Consider the following 19,167-nt stretch of genomic DNA (forward strand, 5'->3'; position numbering starts at 1 on the left):
CAAATCTTCCTCCTCCTTCTGCTCTCCGCCAAATGCCGGTGTCCCGGCTCGGACGGATGAAGCGCCATGGATCTTCAAAATAATTTCAAGCTTAAAATAATTAGAATTCGAAAAACTTCAAGCCTACCGGAGTCGACTGCAAAAGGCGTCGCTACCACGACGGTGATCGGTCAGACTTGACGGTTGCACTGCGGTGCCGGGTCAAGGCGAGTTTGTGGAAACCTTCGGCAGCAGGGCTTTGAAATAGTCGATCGTCTGTTGCAGCCCGGCTTCTAAAGTCACCGTCGGCTCCCAGCCGACAAGCCTTTTGGCAAGGGTGATATCGGGCTGGCGGTGCCGCGGATCGTCTTGCGGAAGATCGCGGTAAATTATATCCGAACCTGATCCGGTCATCTGCGTCGTCAGTTCGGCCAAGCGCCTGATCGTTACTTCCCTTGGATTGCCGATGTTTACTGGACCGGTCACCTCCGGCCCCGTATCCATGAGGCGCAGCATGCCGCTCACCAGGTCGTCGACGTAGCAAAACGACCTTGTCTGTGAGCCGTCGCCGAAAATGGTTATCGGTTCACCACGAAGCGCCTGCACGATGAAATTTGAGACAACCCTGCCGTCTGCCGGGTGCATGCGCGGCCCGAACGTATTGAAAATCCGCGCGACCTTGACCCACAAGCCATGTTGTCGGTGATAGTCGAAGAACAGCGTTTCGGCGCAGCGTTTGCCTTCATCGTAGCATGAGCGCGGCCCGATCGGGTTTACATTGCCCCAGTAACTCTCGGGCTGCGGATGCACAGACGCGTCACCATAGACCTCACTGGTGGAGGCCTGAAAGACTTTGCATTTCAGCCGCTTTGCCAATCCAAGAACATTGATGGCGCCGTGCACGGCGGTCTTGATCGTCTGAACCGGGTCGTACTGGTAGTGAACAGGCGAGGCCGGACACGCCAGGTTGTAAATCTCATCAACTTCGACGTAGAGCGGAAAGGTCACGTCATGGCGCATGAATTCGAAGCGGGGATGCTTGGCCAAATGGTCGATATTGCGCTTTGATCCGGTGAAAAGGTTGTCGACACACAAGATTTCGTCGCCTCGTTCCAACAGGCGGTCAATAAGATGCGAGCCGATAAACCCTGCGCCCCCGGTAACGAGAATGCGTCTGCGGCTGTCATAGAGTCTGGCCAATTTCTGCTCCCAGGCAAATGCTGATCGACCAGATATCGGTCGCCACACGCAGGATACGACGTGTCCGCAGCCAATGCACAAGGACCAAACTGAAATTTCGCAGATCCGCTCGGTGCCGATGCGAATTCCGATCCCGGCATTTGGTTTGATCAGAAGGCACGATTGAGGCCGATAGTGGCCTATGGATTGGCAGCAGAGAATATCAGCCCTGTCGTCAGGGCCGCCGCTGCGTAGATGGCCGGCAGAACCTGACGGTTCACCCCAATCCGCAGCAGAGAGTGGCTCGAAACCCGGTCCTGCTGGATTTTATCCACAACATCGATGGCATCGGCGGATGGCAACATGAAAATGGCAACGACCATTTTTCGTGAGACATTCCTCTTCGCGATAGAGCATCGTTGAATTGGCCAACAGCCTGCCATACAAGCACGTCGGCTCAACAGGTGGCTCGAGGAACCCCACGGATGTCCGAACGCATTGCAGTTATCGGCCTGGGTTATGTCGGCCTGCCGGTAGCCATTGCCTTTGGGAAGGTTTTCCCCGGCACCATAGCTTTTGACATCAGCGAGCGTCGGATCGGGGAATTGCGTGGCGGCGTCGATCGTACGGGGGAAGTTGACGCAACGGCGCTCAAGGAGACCTCGATAGGGCTGACCACCGACCGGGAGATGTTGAAAGGCGCTACTTTCTTCATCGTCGCCGTGCCAACCCCTATCGACGCAAATCGCGCTCCCGATCTAGCTTCTTTGAAACTGGCGTCCGAACTCGTCGGCGAGGCGGTGAGCAAAGGCGCCGTCGTCGTTTTTGAGTCGACAGTCTATCCAGGTGTGACCGAAGATTTCTGTGGGCCGATCATCGAGCAGGTTTCCGGCCTGCGACATCCCCGCGACTTTGCCCTCGGCTATTCGCCCGAACGCGCCAACCCCGGCGATCGGGAACACTCGCTGCAAAAGATCGTCAAAGTCGTCTCCGGCGAGAATAACGAGACGCTGGAGCGCGTCGCGAACGTTTATGGCCGTATCATCGATGCCGGCGTCTACCGCGCCCCGTCGATCAAGGTGGCCGAGGCAGCGAAGGTTATCGAGAACACCCAGCGCGATCTGAACATCGCGCTGATGAACGAACTGGCAATGATCTTCGAGCGGCTCGATATCCGGACGCAGGATGTTCTTGATGCTGCGTCGACGAAATGGAACTTCCTTCCCTTCAAACCGGGGTTCGTCGGCGGCCACTGCATCAGCGTCGATCCATATTATTTGACCGCCAAGGCCGAGGCCGAAGGTTACCATCCGCAGATCATCCTCGCCGGACGTCGCATCAATGACGGCATGGGGGCCTTCGTCGCCCAGCAGGTTGTCAAACGGCTGATTGGTTCTGACACGCCCGTCAAAGGGGCTTCTGTCGGCATTCTCGGGCTGACATTCAAGGAGGACGTGCCGGATTTGCGCAACAGCCGCGTTTTCGACATGGTCAAGGAACTAAGGCAGTTCGGAATTGTCCCCAAAGTCCATGATCCCCTTGCCGATGTCGAAACCGCTCGGCGTGATCACGGCGAAACAATCCTGCCGCTCGATGAGATAAACGATTTGCAGGCGCTTGTTCTGGCGGTGCCTCACAGGCAATATCTCACCAACGAAAGAGCGCGTCTTTTTCAAATGATCAGGCCGGGGGGGACACTGTTCGATGTCAAGTCGGCCATCAAGCCCAATGAAGTTCCCGACAACATAAAATACTGGAGCTTGTAAAGCTCGCCTGAAATTAACGCTAGGATATGCAGTGACATCAAGCAGGCCGATACTGATCACCGGCGCAGCCGGGTTCATAGGGTTTCATCTTTGCCTGAGGCTGCTTGCCGAAGGAGGCCAGGTTATCGGCCTCGACTCCATGAACGAGTATTATGACGTCAGCCTGAAGCAGGCTCGTCTCGAGCGGCTGAAAGCGTTTTCGAATTTTTGTTTCGAGCATGCCGATCTCACGGAGCGGGACCGTATTTCGGAGCTCTTCCTTTCGGCCGCGCCGGAGGTTGTCGTCAATCTCGCGGCGCAAGCCGGCGTACGCTATTCGATCAGCAATCCGCACGCCTATGTGGAAAGCAACCTCAGCGGCTTTGTCAACATCCTGGAAGGATGCCGGCAGGCGTCCGTCGGCCATCTGGTCTATGCATCGTCGAGTTCGATTTATGGCGGCAGCACCCGCATGCCGTTTTCCGTGCACGATCCGGCGGACCATCCGCTCAGCCTTTACGCCGCAAGCAAGAAGGCGAACGAGCTGATGGCGCACACATACAGCCATCTGTTTGGACTGCCGACCACCGGGCTGCGTTTTTTCACCGTCTATGGTCCGTGGGGGCGGCCGGACATGGCGCTGTTCATCTTCGCCAAGGCTATCCTCGCCGGCGAGCCGATCGAGGTCTTCAACTATGGCAACATGCAGCGGGATTTCACCTATATCGACGACATTGTCGAAGGTATTATCCGCGTCATGCAGCAACCCGCGACACCCAATCCTGAGTGGAAAAGTGTCGCGCCAGACCCAGCGACCAGCAACGCCCCGTTCAGGATTCACAACATCGGCGGCAATTCGCCCGTTCAACTGAACCGATTGATCGAGGTGCTCGAAGACGCGCTGGGACGCAAGGCAAACCGCAACCTCAGGCCACTTCAGCCAGGCGACGTTCCGGCAACTTTCGCCAATGTCAGCTCGCTCGAGGAGGCGACCGGCTTCAAGCCCAAAATCCCGATCGAAATAGGGGTTCCGCGCTTTGTCGAATGGTACCGGGAGTTCTACCGAGCATGATCGGACGCTTCGCCACCTGGAGGCGGCTGGCTCCTGACCAGCCATGGCTGGCGCATGCCGCTCGGAAAACTCAATAAGCCGCAGCCGAACTGGGTGTCGCCTGAAGGCGGTCAATATCTTTCCGGGGCGGCGCACCGAACAGGCGACGATATTCTCGGCTGAACTGCGAAGGGCTGTCATAGCCCACCGCGAACCCGGCCGTGCCTGCGTTTGCGCCGCCGGCAAGCATAATCCTTCGCGCCTCCTGCAGGCGCAGCTGCTTCTGGTATTCGAGCGGGGTCATGCGCGTAATCGCCTTGAAATGGGCATGAAGGGACGACGCGCTCATGCCTGATGCCGCCGCAATCTCTTCGATGCGCAGTTGTGCCTGGAAATGATTGCGGATCGTGGCGATGGCGCGGCTGACCTGGTTCAGGTGGCTGTCCACCGACGCCATCTGGCGAAGCGTGTCACCGTGCGGTCCGGTGAGGAGCCGGTAAAGGATTTCGCGTTCGATCAGCGGCGCCAGCACGGTGATGCTCTCGGGGCGATCGAGCAGCCTGACAAGCCGACAGGCGGCATCGATCAGGTCGGGGTCACTTGGATAGGCAGCTAACACCGGCAGATCCCTGCTGGGGGATGCACGTCCTTCTTTCACAAGCAGTTCGGCCAGCGCGGTGGAATCAAAATCTATCTTGCAACAGAGGTAGGGCGCCGCCGGGCTCGCCTCCAACACATGCCCGACCAGCGGCAGGTCGACCGAGACGAGCAGGTAGCTCGATGCGTCATAGACCACGCTCTGGTCGGCCAGCGAGACGCGCTTCGATCCTTGGGCGATTATGCAAAGCGACGCCTCGTAGACCGCAGGCACGGGTGCACTGGGCTGGTTGGCGCGAATGAGCGACAGCCGCGGCACCGCAGTGCCGGCCATGCCAGATTTCGGCGCAAAGCGGGTGATCAGCTCGGCGAGTTCATTGATTTTCTCCATGCCGCATAAATCTTCATGGCGCGAAATGTTGCAAGGCATTTCGAGTTCATTTCGAGGATCGTGCAAACTCTTTGGACGATCACGCTACCGCCCTTTGCCGGTTCGCCGCCATCTATCTCCCCGTCACCGCAGCGAAAAAGGAACGATCATGACGGGACTTAAAGACAAGGTTGTACTCATCACCGGCGCCTCCAGCGGCATCGGCGAAGCGACGGTTCGGGAACTTGCCGGTGCCGGCGCCAGACTGTTCATCGGGGCCCGCCGCACCGAGCGGCTCAAGGCGCTGGCCGCAGAAATAGGCAAAGGCGTCGCGTGGCGCGAACTCGACGTGACTGACGCGGCGAATTTCGACGCCTTTGCCGATGCCGCTCATGCCGAATTCGGGCAGATCGATGTGCTGGTCAACAATGCCGGCGTCATGCCGCTGTCGCCGCTTGCCGCGCTGAAGCGCGATGAGTGGTCTCGCATGATCAATGTCAACATCGGCGGCGTGCTGAACGGGATCGCCGCGGTGCTGCCGCGCTTCGTCGCCCAGAAGAATGGGCATATCGTCAATGTCGCCTCGGTCGGCGCGCATATCGTGCTGCCCACCGCGGCGGTCTATTGCGGCACGAAATATGCCGTCTGGGCAATCACCGAGGGGCTGCGGCAGGAGCATGACGACATCCGCGCCACGATCATCTCCCCCGGAGTGACCGCAACCGAACTAGGCGACGATATCAGCGATCCTCAGGTCGCCACGGCTCTGAAAGAATGGCGGCAGAAGTCGCTCACACCGGACGCCATTGCACGGGCGATCCGTTTTGCGCTTGATCAACCCGATGGCGTCGACGTCAACGAAGTGATCGTGCGGCCAACCGCTGCCAATATGTAGAACTTGCTGCCGGATGCCGGCTTTCGGCGAGCTAGGGCGCTCTCCGAGATCGGCAAACGGCCCACCCCTTAATGCACCCGCCCTCAGCCTCTGGCGCAACTCCCGCGGGCCACATCGTACCGGCTCTCGAACGCGCGCGAAAAATGCGCACTCGAATTGAACCCGCAAGCAAAGGCGATTTCCGAGATCGTGGGCGACGCTCGGGCGGGCGACAACAATTCTTCCTTGCTGCGCTCCAGCCGCCTGTCCCAGACGAAGCGTTCCGGTCTCGCGGCAAGGCCGGTGCGCCGCTGGGAACCCGCTAATCATCTCCCCTGCGACGGTAGAGATGTCAGGCTTCGCCGGCCAGGCGCGCTGAAATCAGCCGCGCCGCCTTGATCACCGCTTCGCCCTGGCTGGCCGCCATGCTGTCATCGGCGCGTGACACAGGCGAGGCCACCGCCAGAGTGCCTAAAGTACGGCCATCGGAGCCGAGGATTGCCGCGGCTATGCTGTGGACGCCTTCTTCATAGCCTTGGGAGCTCGAGGAATAGCCGCGCTTGGCGGCAAGCCGGATCGCCTTCATCAGCCTGTCGGGCTGCGTCACCGTGTGTGGCGTGAAGGTCGGCAACGGCTTGTCGACATAGGCCTCGGCCGCTTCCTGAGGCGAAGCGGCGAGAAAGGCGATGCCGGAGGCGGTGCCGTGCAAGGGCAGCACCTGGCCGACATCGACATTGACCCGGTTGGCCTTTGCCGAGAGTTCGACGTGGACGGTCAGCAGTGCGCCGGCGCTGAATTCCGACAGATGCACCGTTTCGCCTGTTTCCAGCGCCAGCTCGCGAACCACAGGTGCTGCCACGCGCACGAAGGGAAAATGCGCGTCGCGAAAGCGGGCCAGCCGCGACAGGCCGGCGCCGAGCCGGTAGCGGCGGCTTGCCGGCTCTTGTTCGATCAGGCGGTGGTCGGCCAGCGCCATCAGCAGGCGCCGCGCCGTCGCCTTGTCGAGGCCGGTTTTGCGGGCGAGCTCGGACAGGCCGATCTCCGGTTCGCCGAGCGTGAACTGCTCCAGCAGCGATATCGCTTTGCCGACTGTGCTCATCGTGCATCCTCAAGATACTTCGCATGGGACGAAAGCCAATCCACCTTGCAGTCCGCTCATAGCACATCAAACGGTGGTTCAAATAACGAACCGTTTGGAACCGACAAAAAACACCAGCAAGTTTCGCGGCGACATCAATCTCGATGCGCCGCGCCGTGCGCGGGGTGATGCTGCGCGGCAACACCTATCAACAGGTGGATCAACTTGGCGGCGCTGCGCCTAGCCGGCGTGTCGGCCCAAACGCCTGATCCTGGCCGGCGCGGAAGCTTCAACTCTGCCCCAGCTGCGCGCGGCGCCAGGCGGCGGGCGCCTGGCCAACCCGCTCCCGGAAGAAGCGTGAGAAATAGGCCGGATCTTCGAAGCCGATTTCGTAGGCGATGTCCTCGACGGTGCGCACGGTGAACAGCAGCAAGCGCTTGGCCTCCAGCAACCGTCGCTCCCCCATGAGTCGCTTGACGCCGCTGCCAAGCACCGTATGGGCGGCCTTGTCGAGAAGATGCGGTGTCGTGGCCAGCGCCCCGGCGTAGCGGTCGACGGGCCAGTTGTCGCGGAAATGCGCATCGACCAGGCGGCGCAAGCCGCGCGCCAATGCAGCATCGGAAGAGCCAGTGGGATCCATTACCTCGGGACCAAGGCGCGCGATGTGCGAGAGCGCGACGGCAATCAGCGCCGGCAGGGTCTTGTCACTCCCGGCCTGCGCCTCGGCATATTCCGCGGCGATCATCTCCAGCACCGCCGCAAGCCTTTTCCACGCGACGTGCTGAGGAAGGCTATCGGCAAAGACCGGCCGATCCAATGGCAGCAGGCTGTGAGCGGCTATTGCCGCAAGCGCATCATCGGCGACCGAAACGACGATGGCGTCGGTGCCGGGCCCGATCGAGAAGCCATGCACGATGGTGCTCGGCACGAAGCTGACGGCCGGTGCCGAAAAGTCCCAGGATTGGTCTTCGATGCGGTAGGTGCCGGAGCCGCTGGTCCAGTAGGTGATCTGGCCCATTTGCGGATGCTTGTGCGCGGCAACCTGGCCGAGATGAATATTGCCGCGCGCAAGCACCGTCTCGACATGCAGGAAGCCGACATCGAGCGGCCGCACCGGCTCGCCATAGACAAAGAAATCAGGAATGGAATTGAGGCTCATAGCGCCGGAAAAAGTCCAATCGGTTTTGCCGTTACGTCCTAACCGATCCTTGCCAGGAGCGCTAGAGTTGATGCCATAAGTGGAGGAACATCATGCGATCGGAAGACTTTCGTGCCGACAATGGGCGCCCGTTCACCGGGGCCGAGTATATGGGGAGCCTGCGCGACGGCCGCGAGGTCTACATCAACGGCGAGCGCATTGCCGATGTCACCACCCATCCGGCGATGCGCAATTCGGCGCGGTCGCTGGCGCGCCTCTATGATGCGCTGCACGATCCCAAGCGGCAGGGCACGCTGACCTCGCCGACCGATACCGGATCGGGCGGCTACACCCACAAATATTTCCGCGTCGCCAAATCCTCCGGCGAACTCGCGGCCCAGCAGACCGCGATCGCCGAGTGGTCACGCATGTCCTATGGCTGGATGGGCCGCACGCCCGATTACAAGGCGGCACTGATGAACACGCTCGGCGCCAATGCCGACTGGTACGGCCCGTTCAAGGACAATGCGCTCGCCTGGCACAAGCGTGCGCAGGAAGCCGTGCTGTTCATGAACCACGCCATCGTCAACCCGCCGATCGACCGCCACAAGCCGGCCGAACAGGTGAAGGATGTCTTCGTCCACATCACCAAGGAGACCGACGCGGGCATCTATGTCTCCGGCGCCAAGGTGGTGGCGACGTCCTCGGCGCTGACCCACTACAATTTCCTGGCGCAGAGTTCGGCGACGGTCACCGAAGATCCGTCGCTGTCGGTCATGTTCATCGTGCCGATGAATGCGCCGGGGGTAAAGATGTTCTGCCGCGTCTCCTATGAGCAGACGGCCAACACGGCGGCGGCTCCGTTCGACTATCCGTTGTCGTCGCGCTTCGACGAGAACGATGCCATCCTGGTGCTCGACAATGTCTTCATCCCCTGGGAGGACGTGCTGGTGCTGCGCGACGCGCAGAAAATCCTGTCCTTCCATCCGGCTTCGGGCTTCATGCATGGCTATTGCTTCCAGGGCTGCACACGCTTTGCCGTCAAGCTCGACTTCCTCGCCGGCCTGCTGGCCAAGGCGCTGCGCGCCACCGGCGGAGATGCCTTCCGAGGCAACCAGGCGGCGCTGGGCGAGGTCATCGCGCTCAGGCACATGTTCTGGAGCTTTTCCAACGCCATGGCTTATAATCCGATCCCCTGGGCGAATGGCGCTGTCCTGCCCAACCTGGAAGCAGCCCTTGCCTACCGGACTTTCATGTCGGAAGCCTACCCGCGCGTCATCGACACGGTGCGCCGGGTGATCGCCTCCGGCTTGATCTACCTGCCGTCATCGGTGCGCGACTTCAACAATCCCGACATCGATAAATACCTCGCGCAATATGTGCGCGGTTCCAACGCCATGGGCCATGTCGAGCGCATCAAGATCATGAAACTGTTGTGGGACGCGACCGGCACCGAGTTCGGCGGCCGCCACGCGCTCTACGAACTCAACTATGCCGGTGCGCCGGAAGAGGTGCGGCTGCAGGTGTTGAAGGGCGCCGAACGCGGCGGCCGGCTGAAGGCCATGGAAGAACTGGTCGACACCTGCATGGCCGACTATGACGAGAACGGCTGGACGGGAGATACCTGGGTCAATCCGCTCGCTTCTACGGCCGGGTGATGTCAGATGGCCACGCAGATTTCGAAGGCCGATTTCCGCGACGCCATGGCAAGGGTCTGCGCGCCGGTCAACATCGTCACGACAGATGGTCCGGCCGGGCGCGGCGGCTTCACCGCCACCGCCATGTGCAGTGTGTCGGACGAACCGCCGACACTGCTGGTGTGCATGAACGGCCGCTCGACGCAGGCCGCCATGTTCCTCGCCAACCGGCGCTTCTGCGTCAACGTGCTGACGCATGACCATATGCACCTAGCCGGCAAGTTCGCCGGCGCGACCAGGGACATGGAGGCACGCTATTCGGCGGCGCGCTGGCAAACGCTGGCCTCAGGCACGCCGGCGCTGTCCGATGCGATCGTCAATTTCGATTGCGAGATCGAGGATGTGCACATCGTCGGCACGCATAACGTCATGATCGGCCGCGTTATTGACGTCAGGCACGGCAGCGGCGGCTCGGCGCTGCTCTATGTCGACCGCAACTACACGCAGCCGACGCGGCTTGGCAGTTTTGGCGGCTGAGCGGGAGCAGTCAGCTCTCGCCGGCGATCAGGCTCTCCAGCAGATCGAGCAATTGCTCGAGCCTCTCATGTCCGAAGCGCTGTTCGATGTCGCGGTAGATGACGAGGCGTTCCGGCGACAAGGCATCGATCAGGGCGGAACCCGCCGGGGCGATCGTCAGCACGACACGGCGGCCATCGCCTTCCGCCTTGTTGCGGGTGATGAATTTTCGGCCCTCGAGCGTCTTGATGATGCGTGTCAGGCTGGGCGGCAACACCGAAGCGCGATCGGCAAGTTCCGTCGCCTCGACAGGGCCGGCCTCGCTCAGAACGCGCAGCACACGCCATTGCTGTTCGGTCACGTCATGCGCCGCCAGCATAGGGCGAAACCGCGCCATCACCACTTCGCGGGCATGGAGCAGCGCCATCGGCAGAGAACGACGGGTGTTTTCAGGCAGCAAGAAGCAGCGTCCCCAATGATGCGGGCGGTCGGCGGGACCGCACGCCAAAACCTGAGCTTTCCATCCCGTATCGTCGCCTCAACTTGGATGCAAGGCTTGACTTCAGTGATGCTGCATGTAATTAACGCGTTAACTACAGTAGCGCAACAATCCGGGAGGCGAGACGCGGTGCCTCACTTTTCCATCGAGTATTCGGCCAACCTCGATGCCAAGGTCGACATGAGCGAATTGTGCGCGCTGGTGTTGCGCACCGTGCTCGGCACCGGGCTGTTTGAAACCGGCGCGGTGCGGGTGCGGGCCTTCCGTGCGGAAGCCTATGCCATCGCCGACAGCCTGCCGGAAAACGCTTTCCTCGACATGTCGTTTCGCATTGGAACCGGGCGCAGCGCCGAGGACAAGAAACGAACCGGGGAGGCGGTCTTCGCCGCGGTGAGCGAATGCCTTGGCCCCCTGTTCGATACTCCGCATTTCGCTCTTTCCCTGGAGATCAGGGAGATCGACCCGGTCCTGAGCTGGAAGAAAAACGCAATCCATCCGCGACTGCGCGGCAAGTGACGGAAGCTGATATGTCCAACCTCGAAGGCAATCTGAAAAAGGCCGAGGCCTATCTGGCCCGTTTCAAGCGCGACAGCGTGCTGAACCAGATCGGCGGCGAAGCGGTGCCGGCGGTGGATGGCTCGACCTTCGAGAGCATGTCGCCGGTCGATCTCAAGCCGCTGGCCAAGGTCGCGCGTGGCAGTGCCGCCGATATCGACCGCGCCGCCAAGGCGGCAAAGGCGGCGTTCCCGGCCTGGGCCGCCATGCCGGGCGACGGGCGCAAGAAGCTGCTGCACAAGATAGCCGATGCGATCGAAGCGCGCGCCGAGGAGATCGCCTTCGTCGAGTGCATGGACACCGGCCAGGCGCTGAAATTTATGGCCAAGGCCGCGCTGCGCGGCGCCGAGAATTTCCGCTTCTTCGCCGACCGCGCGCCGGAAGCGCGCGACGGCGAGACGCTGCGCACGACAGGCCAGGTCAACATCACCACGCGCGTGCCGATCGGCCCGGTCGGCATCATCACGCCGTGGAACACGCCGTTCATGCTGTCGACATGGAAGATCGCGCCGGCGCTGGCGGCAGGTTGCACCGTCGTCCACAAGCCGGCCGAATTTTCGCCGCTGACCGCTCGCCTGCTGGTCGAGATCGCCGAGGAGGCCGGCCTGCCGAAAGGCGTGTGGAACCTGGTCAACGGCCTCGGCGAGCACGCCGGCAAGGCGCTGACCGAGCACCCTGACATCAAGGCGATCGGTTTTGTCGGTGAGAGCCGCACCGGCTCGATGATCATGAAACAGGGCGCCGATACGCTGAAGCGCGTGCATTTCGAACTGGGCGGGAAGAACCCGGTGATCGTCTTCGCCGACGCCGATCTCGAACGTGCGGCGGATGCGGCCGTGTTCATGATCTACTCGCTCAACGGCGAACGCTGCACCTCATCGTCGCGGCTTCTGGTCGAAGCCTCGGTCTACGACACATTCACGGATCTGGTTGCGGAGAAGGCAAAGCGCATCAAGGTTGGCCATCCGCTCGATCCCAAAACGGTGGTTGGTCCGCTGATCCATCCGGTGCACGAGGAAAAGGTGCTTTCCTATATCGAGATCGGCAAATCGGAAGGCGCGGTGGTAGCCGCCGGCGGCGACAAGTTCGCCGGTCCGGGCGGTGGCTGCTATGTCAGCCCGACGCTGTTTACCGGCGCCACCAACAGGATGCGCATTGCCCAGGAAGAGATTTTCGGGCCGGTGCTGACTGCCATTTCCTTCAAGGACGAGGCCGAAGCGCTGGCGCTGGCCAACGACACCCAATACGGCCTGACCGGCTATCTCTGGACGTCGGATGTCACCCGCGCCTTCCGCTTCACCGATGCGCTGGACGCCGGCATGATCTGGGTCAATTCGGAGAATGTGCGGCATTTGCCGACGCCGTTCGGCGGCGTCAAGAATTCCGGCATCGGCCGCGACGGCGGCGACCATTCCTTCGATTTCTACATGGAGACGAAGAACATCGCCTTCGCCACTTCAGCGCACACGATCCAGAAACTCGGCGGCTGACCGGAGGACATCGCATGCCACTGCCCAAACCAAACCTCTATCCCGCCTTCAACATCGTGCGCCTCAGCCATGTCGAACTGGCGGTCACCGACCTTGCGAAATCCCGCGCCTTCTATGTCGACACGCTTGGCCTGCAGGTTACCGACGAGACATCGGAAGCCATCTATCTAAGGGCGTTGGAAGAGCGCGGACACCACTGCATCGTGCTGAAGAAGGCCGGCAGCGCCGAAGCCCGCGATCTCGGCTTCAAGGTTTTTTCGGATGAGGATCTCGACAAGGCCGAGCATTTCTTCAAGGCAAAAGGCCTGCCGGTCGAGTGGGTCGAGCGACAGTACCAGTCGCGCACCTTCCGCACCCGCGACCCGCACGGCATTCCGCTCGAGTTCTTTGCCCAAATGGAAAGGCTGCCGCCGATTCATCAGAAATATGCGCTCTACAAAGGCGTGAAGCCGCTGCGCATCGACCACTTCAACTGCTTCTCGCCCAATGTCGACGAGTCCGTCGCCTTCTACAACGAGCTTGGCTTCCGCGTCACCGAATACACCGAGGATGCGAGTAGCGGAAAGCTGTGGGCGGCCTGGACGCACCGCAAGGGCGGCGTCCACGACATCGCCTTCACCAACGGTGTGGGTCCGCGCCTGCATCACGTCGCCTTTTGGGTGCCGACACCGCTCAACATCATCGACCTGCTCGACCTGATGGCGACGACGGGTTACCTCGCAAATATCGAGCGCGGCCCCGGCCGGCATGGCATTTCCAACGCCTTCTTCCTCTATGTTCGCGATCCCGACAACCACCGCATCGAGATCTACTGCTCGGACTACCAGACGGTGGATCCGGATCTGGAGCCGATCAAGTGGGACCTCAAGGACCCGCAGCGCCAGACGCTGTGGGGCGCGCCCGCGCCGAAAAGCTGGTTCGAGGAGGGCAGCACCTTTGCCGGCGCGGCCGCACGCCAACCGGATTTGACGGCGTCGCCGATCATCGCACCGTGACCACAGACGCGAACCTGACGGAGACCGGGATGACTGCACATGGGCGGCTCGCCACCTTCACCGTCGGCGGCAAGACGCGCTATGGCGTGGTCACAGATAAGGGCGTCATCGACCTGTCGGCGCGGCACAGCCAGTGGCCGACGCTGCGCGAAGTGATCGAGGCCGGCGTGCTACGGCGGCTGGCGGAAGAGGCCGAAGCCTACGCCGTCGATTTTCCAGTCGGCGCCATCGCTTATGAAATCCCTGTGCCGTCGCCGGAAAAGATCATCTGCGTCGGCGTCAACTACCCGGACCGCAACGAAGAGTACAAGGACGGCCAGGCCGCGCCTTCGAACCCGTCGCTGTTCATCCGCTTCCCCCGCTCCTTCGTCGGCCACAACGCGCCGCTGGTGCGGCCGCCGGAATCGCCGCAGCTGGACTATGAGGGCGAGATCGTCATCGTCATCGGCAAGGGTGGACGACGCATCGCCGAGAGGGATGCGCTTGACCATATCGCGGCACTATCCCTGTGCAACGAAGGCACCATTCGCGATTGGGTACGGCACGCCAAGTTCAACGTCACGCAGGGCAAGAATTTCGACCGCACCGGCTCGCTCGGTCCGTGGCTGGTGCCGTTCACCGACGAGGCGCAGATTGCCGACATCGCGCTGACCACCCGCGTCAATGGCGAATTGCGCCAGCAGGACCGCACCAGCCGGATGATCTTCTCGTTCCGCAAGATCATCGCCTATGTCTCCACCTTCACCACGCTGGTGCCAGGCGATATCATCGTCACCGGTACGCCGACCGGCGCCGGCGCCCGCTTCGACCCGCCGATCTGGCTGAAGCCGGGCGACGTGATCGAAGTCGAAGCCGACGGCATCGGCGTGCTCCGCAACGGCGTCGTCGACGAGGCAGCATCGTGACCCCCGAGCAAGTTGAAGATGCCGCGGCAAGGCTGTTCGAAGCCGAGCGTTCGCGCCGCCAGATCCGTCTGCTCAGCCTCGATTTTCCCGACGCGACGATGGAGGATGCCTATCGCGTCCAGGCAGCGCTGGTGAAACGCAAGACCGATGCCGGGCTGACCCCGAAGGGCTGGAAGATCGGCCTGACATCGAAGGCGATGCAATATGCGCTCGCCATCGACACGCCGGATTCGGGCGTGCTGTTCGACGACATGTTCTTCAACGACGGCGCGACGATACCCGTCGGCCGCTTCATCCAGCCGCGCGTCGAGGCCGAGATAGCCTTCGTCATGAAGGCGCCGCTGAGGGGCCCAGGCGTGACCATCTTCGACGTGCTCAACGCCACCGATTATATCACGCCGGCGCTCGAAATCCTCGACACGCGCATCGAACGCGTCAATGCCGAGACAAAGAAGGCGCGCACTTTCTTCGATACGATTTCCGACAACGCCGCCAATGCCGGCATTGTCATCGGCGGCCGGCCGCAACGACCCGATGAAGCCGATATGCGCTGGATCGGCGCCATCGTCTCGCGCAATGCGGAGGTCGAGGAGACCGGGCTTGGCGCCGGCGTGCTCAACCATCCCGCGATGGGCATTGCCTGGCTGGCGGACAGGCTCGCCCGCTACGGCATGTCCATCGCGGCCGGCGAGGTGGTGCTGTCCGGATCGTTCGTGCGCCCGGTCGAGGCGCGGCCCGGCGATACGATCGTCGCAGACTTCGGCAGCTCGGGAACGGTCAGTATCCATTTCGCCAAGAGCTGACGGCTCTCATCGGCTCGTCAGTTGGGCTGTTCGCCGCGCAAGTAGTCAATCACCACATCGGCTGCGATGGTCGACATGCGCAAGCCGACATCCCTGGTGATGTCGCCTTCGACGCGGCTTTGCACCCAGCCAAGAAACGCGAAGGCACGCAAGGCGGCGAATAGAGGCAATGCGGCGATGTCCTGCGGGGTCAGCGCACGCTCTTGCTGGTAGCCGTCAAGCAAAGCGGTTTCGATCAGCGGGTAGATCGCCTCCTCGCGGTTCTGGTAGAGGGCGACGGCAAGGTCGTACATGTGCCAGCCATGGCCGCAATCGTCGAAGTCGATGATGCGTACGGCACGGTCATGGATGAGCACGTTCTCGCGCACCAGATCGGCGTGGATGATGCCGAAATTGCGCGCGCTGCGCTCATGTTCCGACAGCGCCTTCACTGCCTTGTCGCGCGCCTGCAAGACCAGCGCGCGGCGAGGACCATCGAGAAAGGGCGAGGTCTCGAACCGGCCCCAGACCGGGTTCGCACCGAAGAAGCCGTCGAAGTCCCAGGCATGGCGGGCGAAGCCCGCGGGCGGCGTCCACGAGGCAGTGACATTGTGCATATGGGCGATGGTCCGCCCGATCGCCGTGAAGATCTGGATCGACTGGTCGGCCGTGTAGACCAGTGGCACGCCGCGTGCGCCCACGGCGCGGCCCTCCAGCCAGCTCAGGCAATCGGCCTGCCGGGGCTGCGCCGAGGTGGCCGTGCTGACAAGCACGAACGGATCGCCGGCCTGTGTTGCGACGCAAGACGGCGTGGCGACGCCGGCGGATTGCAGGAAGCCCATCCATTGCAGTTCCGAACGCAGCGCGGCGTCCGTGTGGTAGCCGAGCCGGTGGATGCGCATGGCTGCCGGCTGGCCATCCGGCAGCCGCACGCGGAAGACGGCGTTCTCGCGGTGCTTCAGAAGTTCCGGCTCAGAGTTGCGGACGCCCCAATGTTCGAGCGCACGCCTGGCGAGCTCCGTGACATCGGCTGCCGTTTCGGGCTCGCATTGGGTGGAAACAGAATTCACGCCGGCACTCCCCCGACTTCGCCCAGCACCTCGTCCAGCAGGCCGATCAGGAAGTCGGCATTGTCGCGCGAGAACGGCATGGGCGGGCGGATCTTGAGCACATTGCCGTGGATGCCGGTCTTGCCCATCAGCACGCCGCGATGGCGCATGCGATTGGCGACCTGCTCGGCAATGTCGGGCGCCGGTTCGCGCGTGTCGCGGTCGTGGACCAGCTCGGCGCCGAAGAACAGTCCGGCGCCCCTGACCTCGCCGATGCACTCATGCCGATCGGCCAGCGGGCGCAGCAGGCCAAGCGCATAAGCGCCGACGTCTTGCGCGTTGGCGACAAGGTTTTCCTGTTCGATGACGTCGAGGACGGCATTGGCGACCGCGCAGGAGACCGGGTTGCCGCCGAAGGTGTTGAAGTAGCGGAAAGCGTCGCGGAAGGTCGCCAGTATCTCCTTGGTGGTGACCACGGCCGCGATCGGATGGCCATTGCCCATCGGCTTGCCCATGGTGACGATGTCGGGGACGAAGCCGGCGCGCTGATGGCCCCAGAAATGGCTGCCGGTGCGGCCGAAGCCGGGCTGCACTTCGTCGGCGATGACCAGACCACCGGCTTCGCGCACGGCCCCCAAGGCGTCGTCGAAAAATCCGGTGGGCAGAGCCGGGAAACCTTCATTGGCGAGCAGCGGACACAAGATGATGCCAGACAGGCCAATGCCGTCCTGTGCCAGCGAAGCGATCGCTTGACGCACGGCGTCGCCGAAGGCCTTGCCATTGGCCATCGCATCGGGATGGCGATAGCTGTCGGGGGCCGGCACCAGCCTGACATGGGGGGCGCGGCCGCGGATCGGAGGCATGCGCGTGCTGAGCTGCGAAACCGCCGCCGTGTTGCCATGATAGGTGGCGTCGGTGGCGATGATGCCCATATTGCCGGAGGCGGCCTGCGCCATGCGCAGCGCTATGTCGTTGGCCTCGCTGCCGGTACAGGTCAGGATTGCGGTGGCGAGGCTTGCATCGAAGGTCGCCGTCAGCCGCTCGACATAGTCGAGAATTGCGGTGTGCAGATAGCGTGTGTGGGTGTTGAGCAGGCTTGCCTGACGGCACAAGGCCTCGACCACATGCGGGTGGCAATGGCCGACATGGGCGACGTTGTTGTAGGCATCGAGATACTTGCGGCCGTCGGCATCGTAGAGCCAGACGCCTTCGCCGCGCACCAGGTGCACGGGCTCGTCGTAGAACAATTGCGATTTCGCGCCGAGCAGGCGGGCACGCCGCTTGACGAGCGCTTCCTCGCTCGGGTTCTTCTCAGATTGGGTCATTGCGTACCAAACTCCATTGCGTCAGCGGGTCTATCAGGCCCTCGACAGACCTGCATCGATGGCCTCGCCGATCTTTGCCACGTCGGCGGCGCCGATGATCAGCGGCGGCGACAGGATGATGTTGTTGCCGGACACGCGCAGCATGACGCCGGCGTCATAAGTGGCTTCCGAAACCACGGCCATGGTCTTCTTGTCCACCGGCTTTTTCGTCGTGCGATCGGAGACCAGCTCTAGCGCAGCCATCAGGCCCTTGTACCTGATGTCGCCGACGATCGCGTGCTTGGCTTTTAGCCCCTCCAGCGTCGCCGCGAGCTCGATGCCGCGCGCGGCTGCGTTCTCGTCCAGGCGAAGCCGCTTGGTCTCGGCAAGTGCAGCCAGCCCTGCCGCGCAGCCGACAGGATGGCCGGAATAGGTATAGCCATGACCGATCGCCCCGAAGCTGGTCTTGTCGGCCTCGAAGACGTCGGCGACCTTGGCGCCGATCAAGATGGCGCCGAGCGGGAAATAGCCCGAGGTGATCGCCTTGGCGATGGTCATGAAATCCGGCTTCACGCCGGATAGCCGCGAACCCGACCAGGCGCCGGTGCGACCGAAGCCCGTGACCACCTCGTCGGCGATCAGCAGGATTTCGTGGCGGTCGCATATCTCGCGGACCAGCGGCATGAAGCTGGCATGCGGAACGATGACGCCGCCGGCGCCGAGAACCGGCTCCATGATGAAGGCGGCAATGGTGTCGCCGCCCTGGAAGGCGATCTCGTCCTCCAGCGCTTTGGCGCACAGTTTGGCCAGCCGCGCCGGATCGGTCTCATCGAACGGATTGCGGAAGGTCCAGGGTGCGGGAATGTGGAAGACGCCGGGCATAAGCGGCTCATAGTTGCGGCGGAAATTGGCGTTGCCGTTGACTGACGCGCCACCGAAATGGGTGCCGTGATAGCCCTTCTTCAGCGCGAGGAATTTTGTCCGGTCGCCCTGGCCGCGGATCTTCCAGTATTGGCGGGCGAGCCGCAGTGCGGTTTCGACCGAATCCGAGCCGCCCGAGGTGAAGAAGGTCCGCACCATGCCTTCCGGTTCGAACCATTCGCTGAGTTCGTAAGCGAGCTCGATCGACGGGCCGGTCGACGTGCCGCGAAACCCGGAATAGTAGGGCAGGGCGCTGAGCTGGTCGGCGATGGCCTTCTTAATGGGGTCGCAGGAGTAGCCGAGATTGACGTTCCACAGGCCGCCAACCGCATCGAGCACGGTGTTGCCGTCGATGTCGGTGACCATCACGCCTTCGCCTTTCATGATCACCTTTGGCGGGTTGGCCCGCATCTCGGCCGGGTGTGCCATCGGATGCCAGATCGGCTTGGCGTTTTTCTCGGTGAGGAAATTGATGTCGCGCATCGCAAGGCTCCGCAAATGTC

The 19,167-nt window shown here is 62.3% G+C and carries 19 protein-coding genes and 1 pseudogene; 10 read left to right on the top strand and 10 right to left on the bottom strand.

The window, feature by feature from the left end:
* Positions 1–201: 201 nt before the first annotated feature.
* Positions 202–1,179, bottom strand: a complete 978-nt coding sequence (locus AC3CCE_RS25800) for a UDP-glucuronic acid decarboxylase family protein (protein ID WP_023667815.1) — start codon at positions 1,177–1,179, stop codon at positions 202–204.
* A gap of 179 nt (positions 1,180–1,358) precedes the next feature.
* A complete protein-coding gene (locus tag AC3CCE_RS25805) occupies positions 1,359–1,541 on the bottom strand; it encodes a hypothetical protein (protein WP_023667816.1) in 183 nt (60 codons plus the stop codon).
* Positions 1,542–1,643: 102 nt separating this feature from the next.
* Here AC3CCE_RS25805 and AC3CCE_RS25810 point away from each other — a divergent pair, with 102 nt between their 5' ends.
* Positions 1,644–2,924, top strand: a complete 1,281-nt coding sequence (locus AC3CCE_RS25810; RefSeq protein WP_023686926.1) for a nucleotide sugar dehydrogenase — start codon at positions 1,644–1,646, stop codon at positions 2,922–2,924.
* A gap of 31 nt (positions 2,925–2,955) precedes the next feature.
* Positions 2,956–3,975, top strand: a complete 1,020-nt coding sequence (locus AC3CCE_RS25815; protein WP_023667818.1) for an NAD-dependent epimerase — start codon at positions 2,956–2,958, stop codon at positions 3,973–3,975.
* Positions 3,976–4,045: 70 nt separating this feature from the next.
* On the opposite strand, the gene AC3CCE_RS25820 is transcribed toward AC3CCE_RS25815, so the two are convergent.
* Positions 4,046–4,942, bottom strand: a complete 897-nt coding sequence (locus AC3CCE_RS25820) for an AraC family transcriptional regulator (protein ID WP_023686927.1) — start codon at positions 4,940–4,942, stop codon at positions 4,046–4,048.
* A gap of 148 nt (positions 4,943–5,090) precedes the next feature.
* Here AC3CCE_RS25820 and AC3CCE_RS25825 point away from each other — a divergent pair, with 148 nt between their 5' ends.
* Complete coding sequence (locus tag AC3CCE_RS25825; protein WP_023682721.1) at positions 5,091–5,816, top strand: SDR family oxidoreductase; 726 nt, start codon at positions 5,091–5,093, stop codon at positions 5,814–5,816.
* A gap of 83 nt (positions 5,817–5,899) precedes the next feature.
* On the opposite strand, the pseudogene AC3CCE_RS25830 reads toward AC3CCE_RS25825, so the two are convergent.
* The 3 genes and pseudogenes from AC3CCE_RS25830 to AC3CCE_RS25840 all read right to left on the bottom strand — a co-directional run.
* Positions 5,900–6,073, bottom strand: a pseudogene (locus AC3CCE_RS25830) (helix-turn-helix domain-containing protein); the annotation flags it as partial.
* Between the two features lie 74 nt (positions 6,074–6,147).
* On the bottom strand, positions 6,148–6,894 hold the full coding sequence (locus tag AC3CCE_RS25835) for an IclR family transcriptional regulator (protein ID WP_352625459.1): 747 nt from the start codon (positions 6,892–6,894) through the stop codon (positions 6,148–6,150).
* Positions 6,895–7,162: 268 nt separating this feature from the next.
* Positions 7,163–8,032 (bottom strand): helix-turn-helix domain-containing protein, encoded by an 870-nt coding sequence (locus AC3CCE_RS25840; protein WP_352625461.1) that lies wholly within the window; start codon positions 8,030–8,032, stop codon positions 7,163–7,165.
* A 92-nt stretch (positions 8,033–8,124) separates the two neighbouring features.
* On the opposite strand from AC3CCE_RS25840, the gene AC3CCE_RS25845 reads away from it, so the two are divergent.
* Positions 8,125–9,669 carry a 4-hydroxyphenylacetate 3-hydroxylase N-terminal domain-containing protein gene (locus AC3CCE_RS25845; RefSeq protein ID WP_352625463.1) on the top strand — a complete coding sequence of 515 codons (1,545 nt, stop codon included), beginning with the start codon at positions 8,125–8,127 and terminating at the stop codon, positions 9,667–9,669.
* 6 nt (positions 9,670–9,675) lie between these two features.
* Positions 9,676–10,185: a flavin reductase gene (locus AC3CCE_RS25850; protein WP_023692271.1), complete on the top strand. Its 510-nt coding sequence runs from the start codon at positions 9,676–9,678 to the stop codon at positions 10,183–10,185.
* A gap of 10 nt (positions 10,186–10,195) precedes the next feature.
* On the opposite strand, the gene hpaR is transcribed toward AC3CCE_RS25850, so the two are convergent.
* Positions 10,196–10,591 carry a homoprotocatechuate degradation operon regulator HpaR gene (hpaR, locus tag AC3CCE_RS25855; RefSeq protein WP_023704722.1) on the bottom strand — a complete coding sequence of 132 codons (396 nt, stop codon included), beginning with the start codon at positions 10,589–10,591 and terminating at the stop codon, positions 10,196–10,198.
* A gap of 201 nt (positions 10,592–10,792) precedes the next feature.
* Between hpaR and AC3CCE_RS25860 the strand changes: the two genes are divergently transcribed.
* Genes AC3CCE_RS25860 through hpaH form a run of 5 tightly spaced genes read left to right on the top strand, consistent with a single transcriptional unit; the run spans position 10,793 to position 15,411 of the window.
* A complete protein-coding gene (locus tag AC3CCE_RS25860; RefSeq protein WP_352625637.1) occupies positions 10,793–11,179 on the top strand; it encodes a 5-carboxymethyl-2-hydroxymuconate Delta-isomerase in 387 nt (128 codons plus the stop codon).
* Positions 11,180–11,190: 11 nt separating this feature from the next.
* The gene (hpaE, locus tag AC3CCE_RS25865; RefSeq protein WP_352625465.1) at positions 11,191–12,708 is read left to right on the top strand and encodes a 5-carboxymethyl-2-hydroxymuconate semialdehyde dehydrogenase; all 1,518 of its coding nucleotides are present in this window, start codon (positions 11,191–11,193) and stop codon (positions 12,706–12,708) included.
* A 14-nt stretch (positions 12,709–12,722) separates the two neighbouring features.
* The gene (hpaD, locus tag AC3CCE_RS25870; protein WP_023686936.1) at positions 12,723–13,703 is read left to right on the top strand and encodes a 3,4-dihydroxyphenylacetate 2,3-dioxygenase; all 981 of its coding nucleotides are present in this window, start codon (positions 12,723–12,725) and stop codon (positions 13,701–13,703) included.
* 29 nt (positions 13,704–13,732) lie between these two features.
* Positions 13,733–14,608 (top strand): fumarylacetoacetate hydrolase family protein, encoded by an 876-nt coding sequence (locus AC3CCE_RS25875; RefSeq protein WP_352625467.1) that lies wholly within the window; start codon positions 13,733–13,735, stop codon positions 14,606–14,608.
* Positions 14,602–15,411 (top strand): 2-oxo-hept-4-ene-1,7-dioate hydratase, encoded by an 810-nt coding sequence (gene hpaH, locus AC3CCE_RS25880; protein WP_023710038.1) that lies wholly within the window; start codon positions 14,602–14,604, stop codon positions 15,409–15,411. Before AC3CCE_RS25875 ends, hpaH begins: the two co-directional genes overlap by 7 nt.
* Positions 15,412–15,428: 17 nt before the next feature.
* Here hpaH and AC3CCE_RS25885 read toward each other — a convergent pair whose 3' ends face one another.
* Genes AC3CCE_RS25885 through AC3CCE_RS25895 form a run of 3 tightly spaced genes read right to left on the bottom strand, consistent with a single transcriptional unit; the run spans position 15,429 to position 19,147 of the window.
* Positions 15,429–16,460 carry a phosphotransferase enzyme family protein gene (locus tag AC3CCE_RS25885; RefSeq protein ID WP_352625469.1) on the bottom strand — a complete coding sequence of 344 codons (1,032 nt, stop codon included), beginning with the start codon at positions 16,458–16,460 and terminating at the stop codon, positions 15,429–15,431.
* On the bottom strand, positions 16,457–17,764 hold the full coding sequence (locus AC3CCE_RS25890; RefSeq protein ID WP_023686940.1) for an aminotransferase class III-fold pyridoxal phosphate-dependent enzyme: 1,308 nt from the start codon (positions 17,762–17,764) through the stop codon (positions 16,457–16,459). Before AC3CCE_RS25890 ends, AC3CCE_RS25885 begins: the two co-directional genes overlap by 4 nt.
* A gap of 33 nt (positions 17,765–17,797) precedes the next feature.
* The gene (locus AC3CCE_RS25895) at positions 17,798–19,147 is read right to left on the bottom strand and encodes an aminotransferase class III-fold pyridoxal phosphate-dependent enzyme (RefSeq protein WP_352625472.1); all 1,350 of its coding nucleotides are present in this window, start codon (positions 19,145–19,147) and stop codon (positions 17,798–17,800) included.
* Between the last annotated feature and the right edge of the window lie 20 nt (positions 19,148–19,167).

It is taken from the genome of Mesorhizobium sp. P160187 (genome assembly GCF_057766425.1).

Coding starts and splice junctions, on each gene's coding strand:
- AC3CCE_RS25805 (WP_023667816.1), bottom strand. CDS start 1,541: ATGGTCGTTGCCATTTTCATGTTGCCATCCGCCGATGCCATCGATGTT.
- AC3CCE_RS25810 (WP_023686926.1), top strand. CDS start 1,644: ATGTCCGAACGCATTGCAGTTATCGGCCTGGGTTATGTCGGCCTGCCG.
- AC3CCE_RS25820 (WP_023686927.1), bottom strand. CDS start 4,942: ATGGAGAAAATCAATGAACTCGCCGAGCTGATCACCCGCTTTGCGCCG.
- AC3CCE_RS25825 (WP_023682721.1), top strand. CDS start 5,091: ATGACGGGACTTAAAGACAAGGTTGTACTCATCACCGGCGCCTCCAGC.
- AC3CCE_RS25835 (WP_352625459.1), bottom strand. CDS start 6,894: ATGAGCACAGTCGGCAAAGCGATATCGCTGCTGGAGCAGTTCACGCTC.
- AC3CCE_RS25840 (WP_352625461.1), bottom strand. CDS start 8,032: ATGAGCCTCAATTCCATTCCTGATTTCTTTGTCTATGGCGAGCCGGTG.
- AC3CCE_RS25845 (WP_352625463.1), top strand. CDS start 8,125: ATGCGATCGGAAGACTTTCGTGCCGACAATGGGCGCCCGTTCACCGGG.
- AC3CCE_RS25850 (WP_023692271.1), top strand. CDS start 9,676: ATGGCCACGCAGATTTCGAAGGCCGATTTCCGCGACGCCATGGCAAGG.
- hpaR (WP_023704722.1), bottom strand. CDS start 10,591: ATGGCGCTGCTCCATGCCCGCGAAGTGGTGATGGCGCGGTTTCGCCCT.
- hpaE (WP_352625465.1), top strand. CDS start 11,191: ATGTCCAACCTCGAAGGCAATCTGAAAAAGGCCGAGGCCTATCTGGCC.
- hpaD (WP_023686936.1), top strand. CDS start 12,723: ATGCCACTGCCCAAACCAAACCTCTATCCCGCCTTCAACATCGTGCGC.
- AC3CCE_RS25875 (WP_352625467.1), top strand. CDS start 13,733: ATGACTGCACATGGGCGGCTCGCCACCTTCACCGTCGGCGGCAAGACG.
- AC3CCE_RS25890 (WP_023686940.1), bottom strand. CDS start 17,764: ATGACCCAATCTGAGAAGAACCCGAGCGAGGAAGCGCTCGTCAAGCGG.
- AC3CCE_RS25895 (WP_352625472.1), bottom strand. CDS start 19,147: ATGCGCGACATCAATTTCCTCACCGAGAAAAACGCCAAGCCGATCTGG.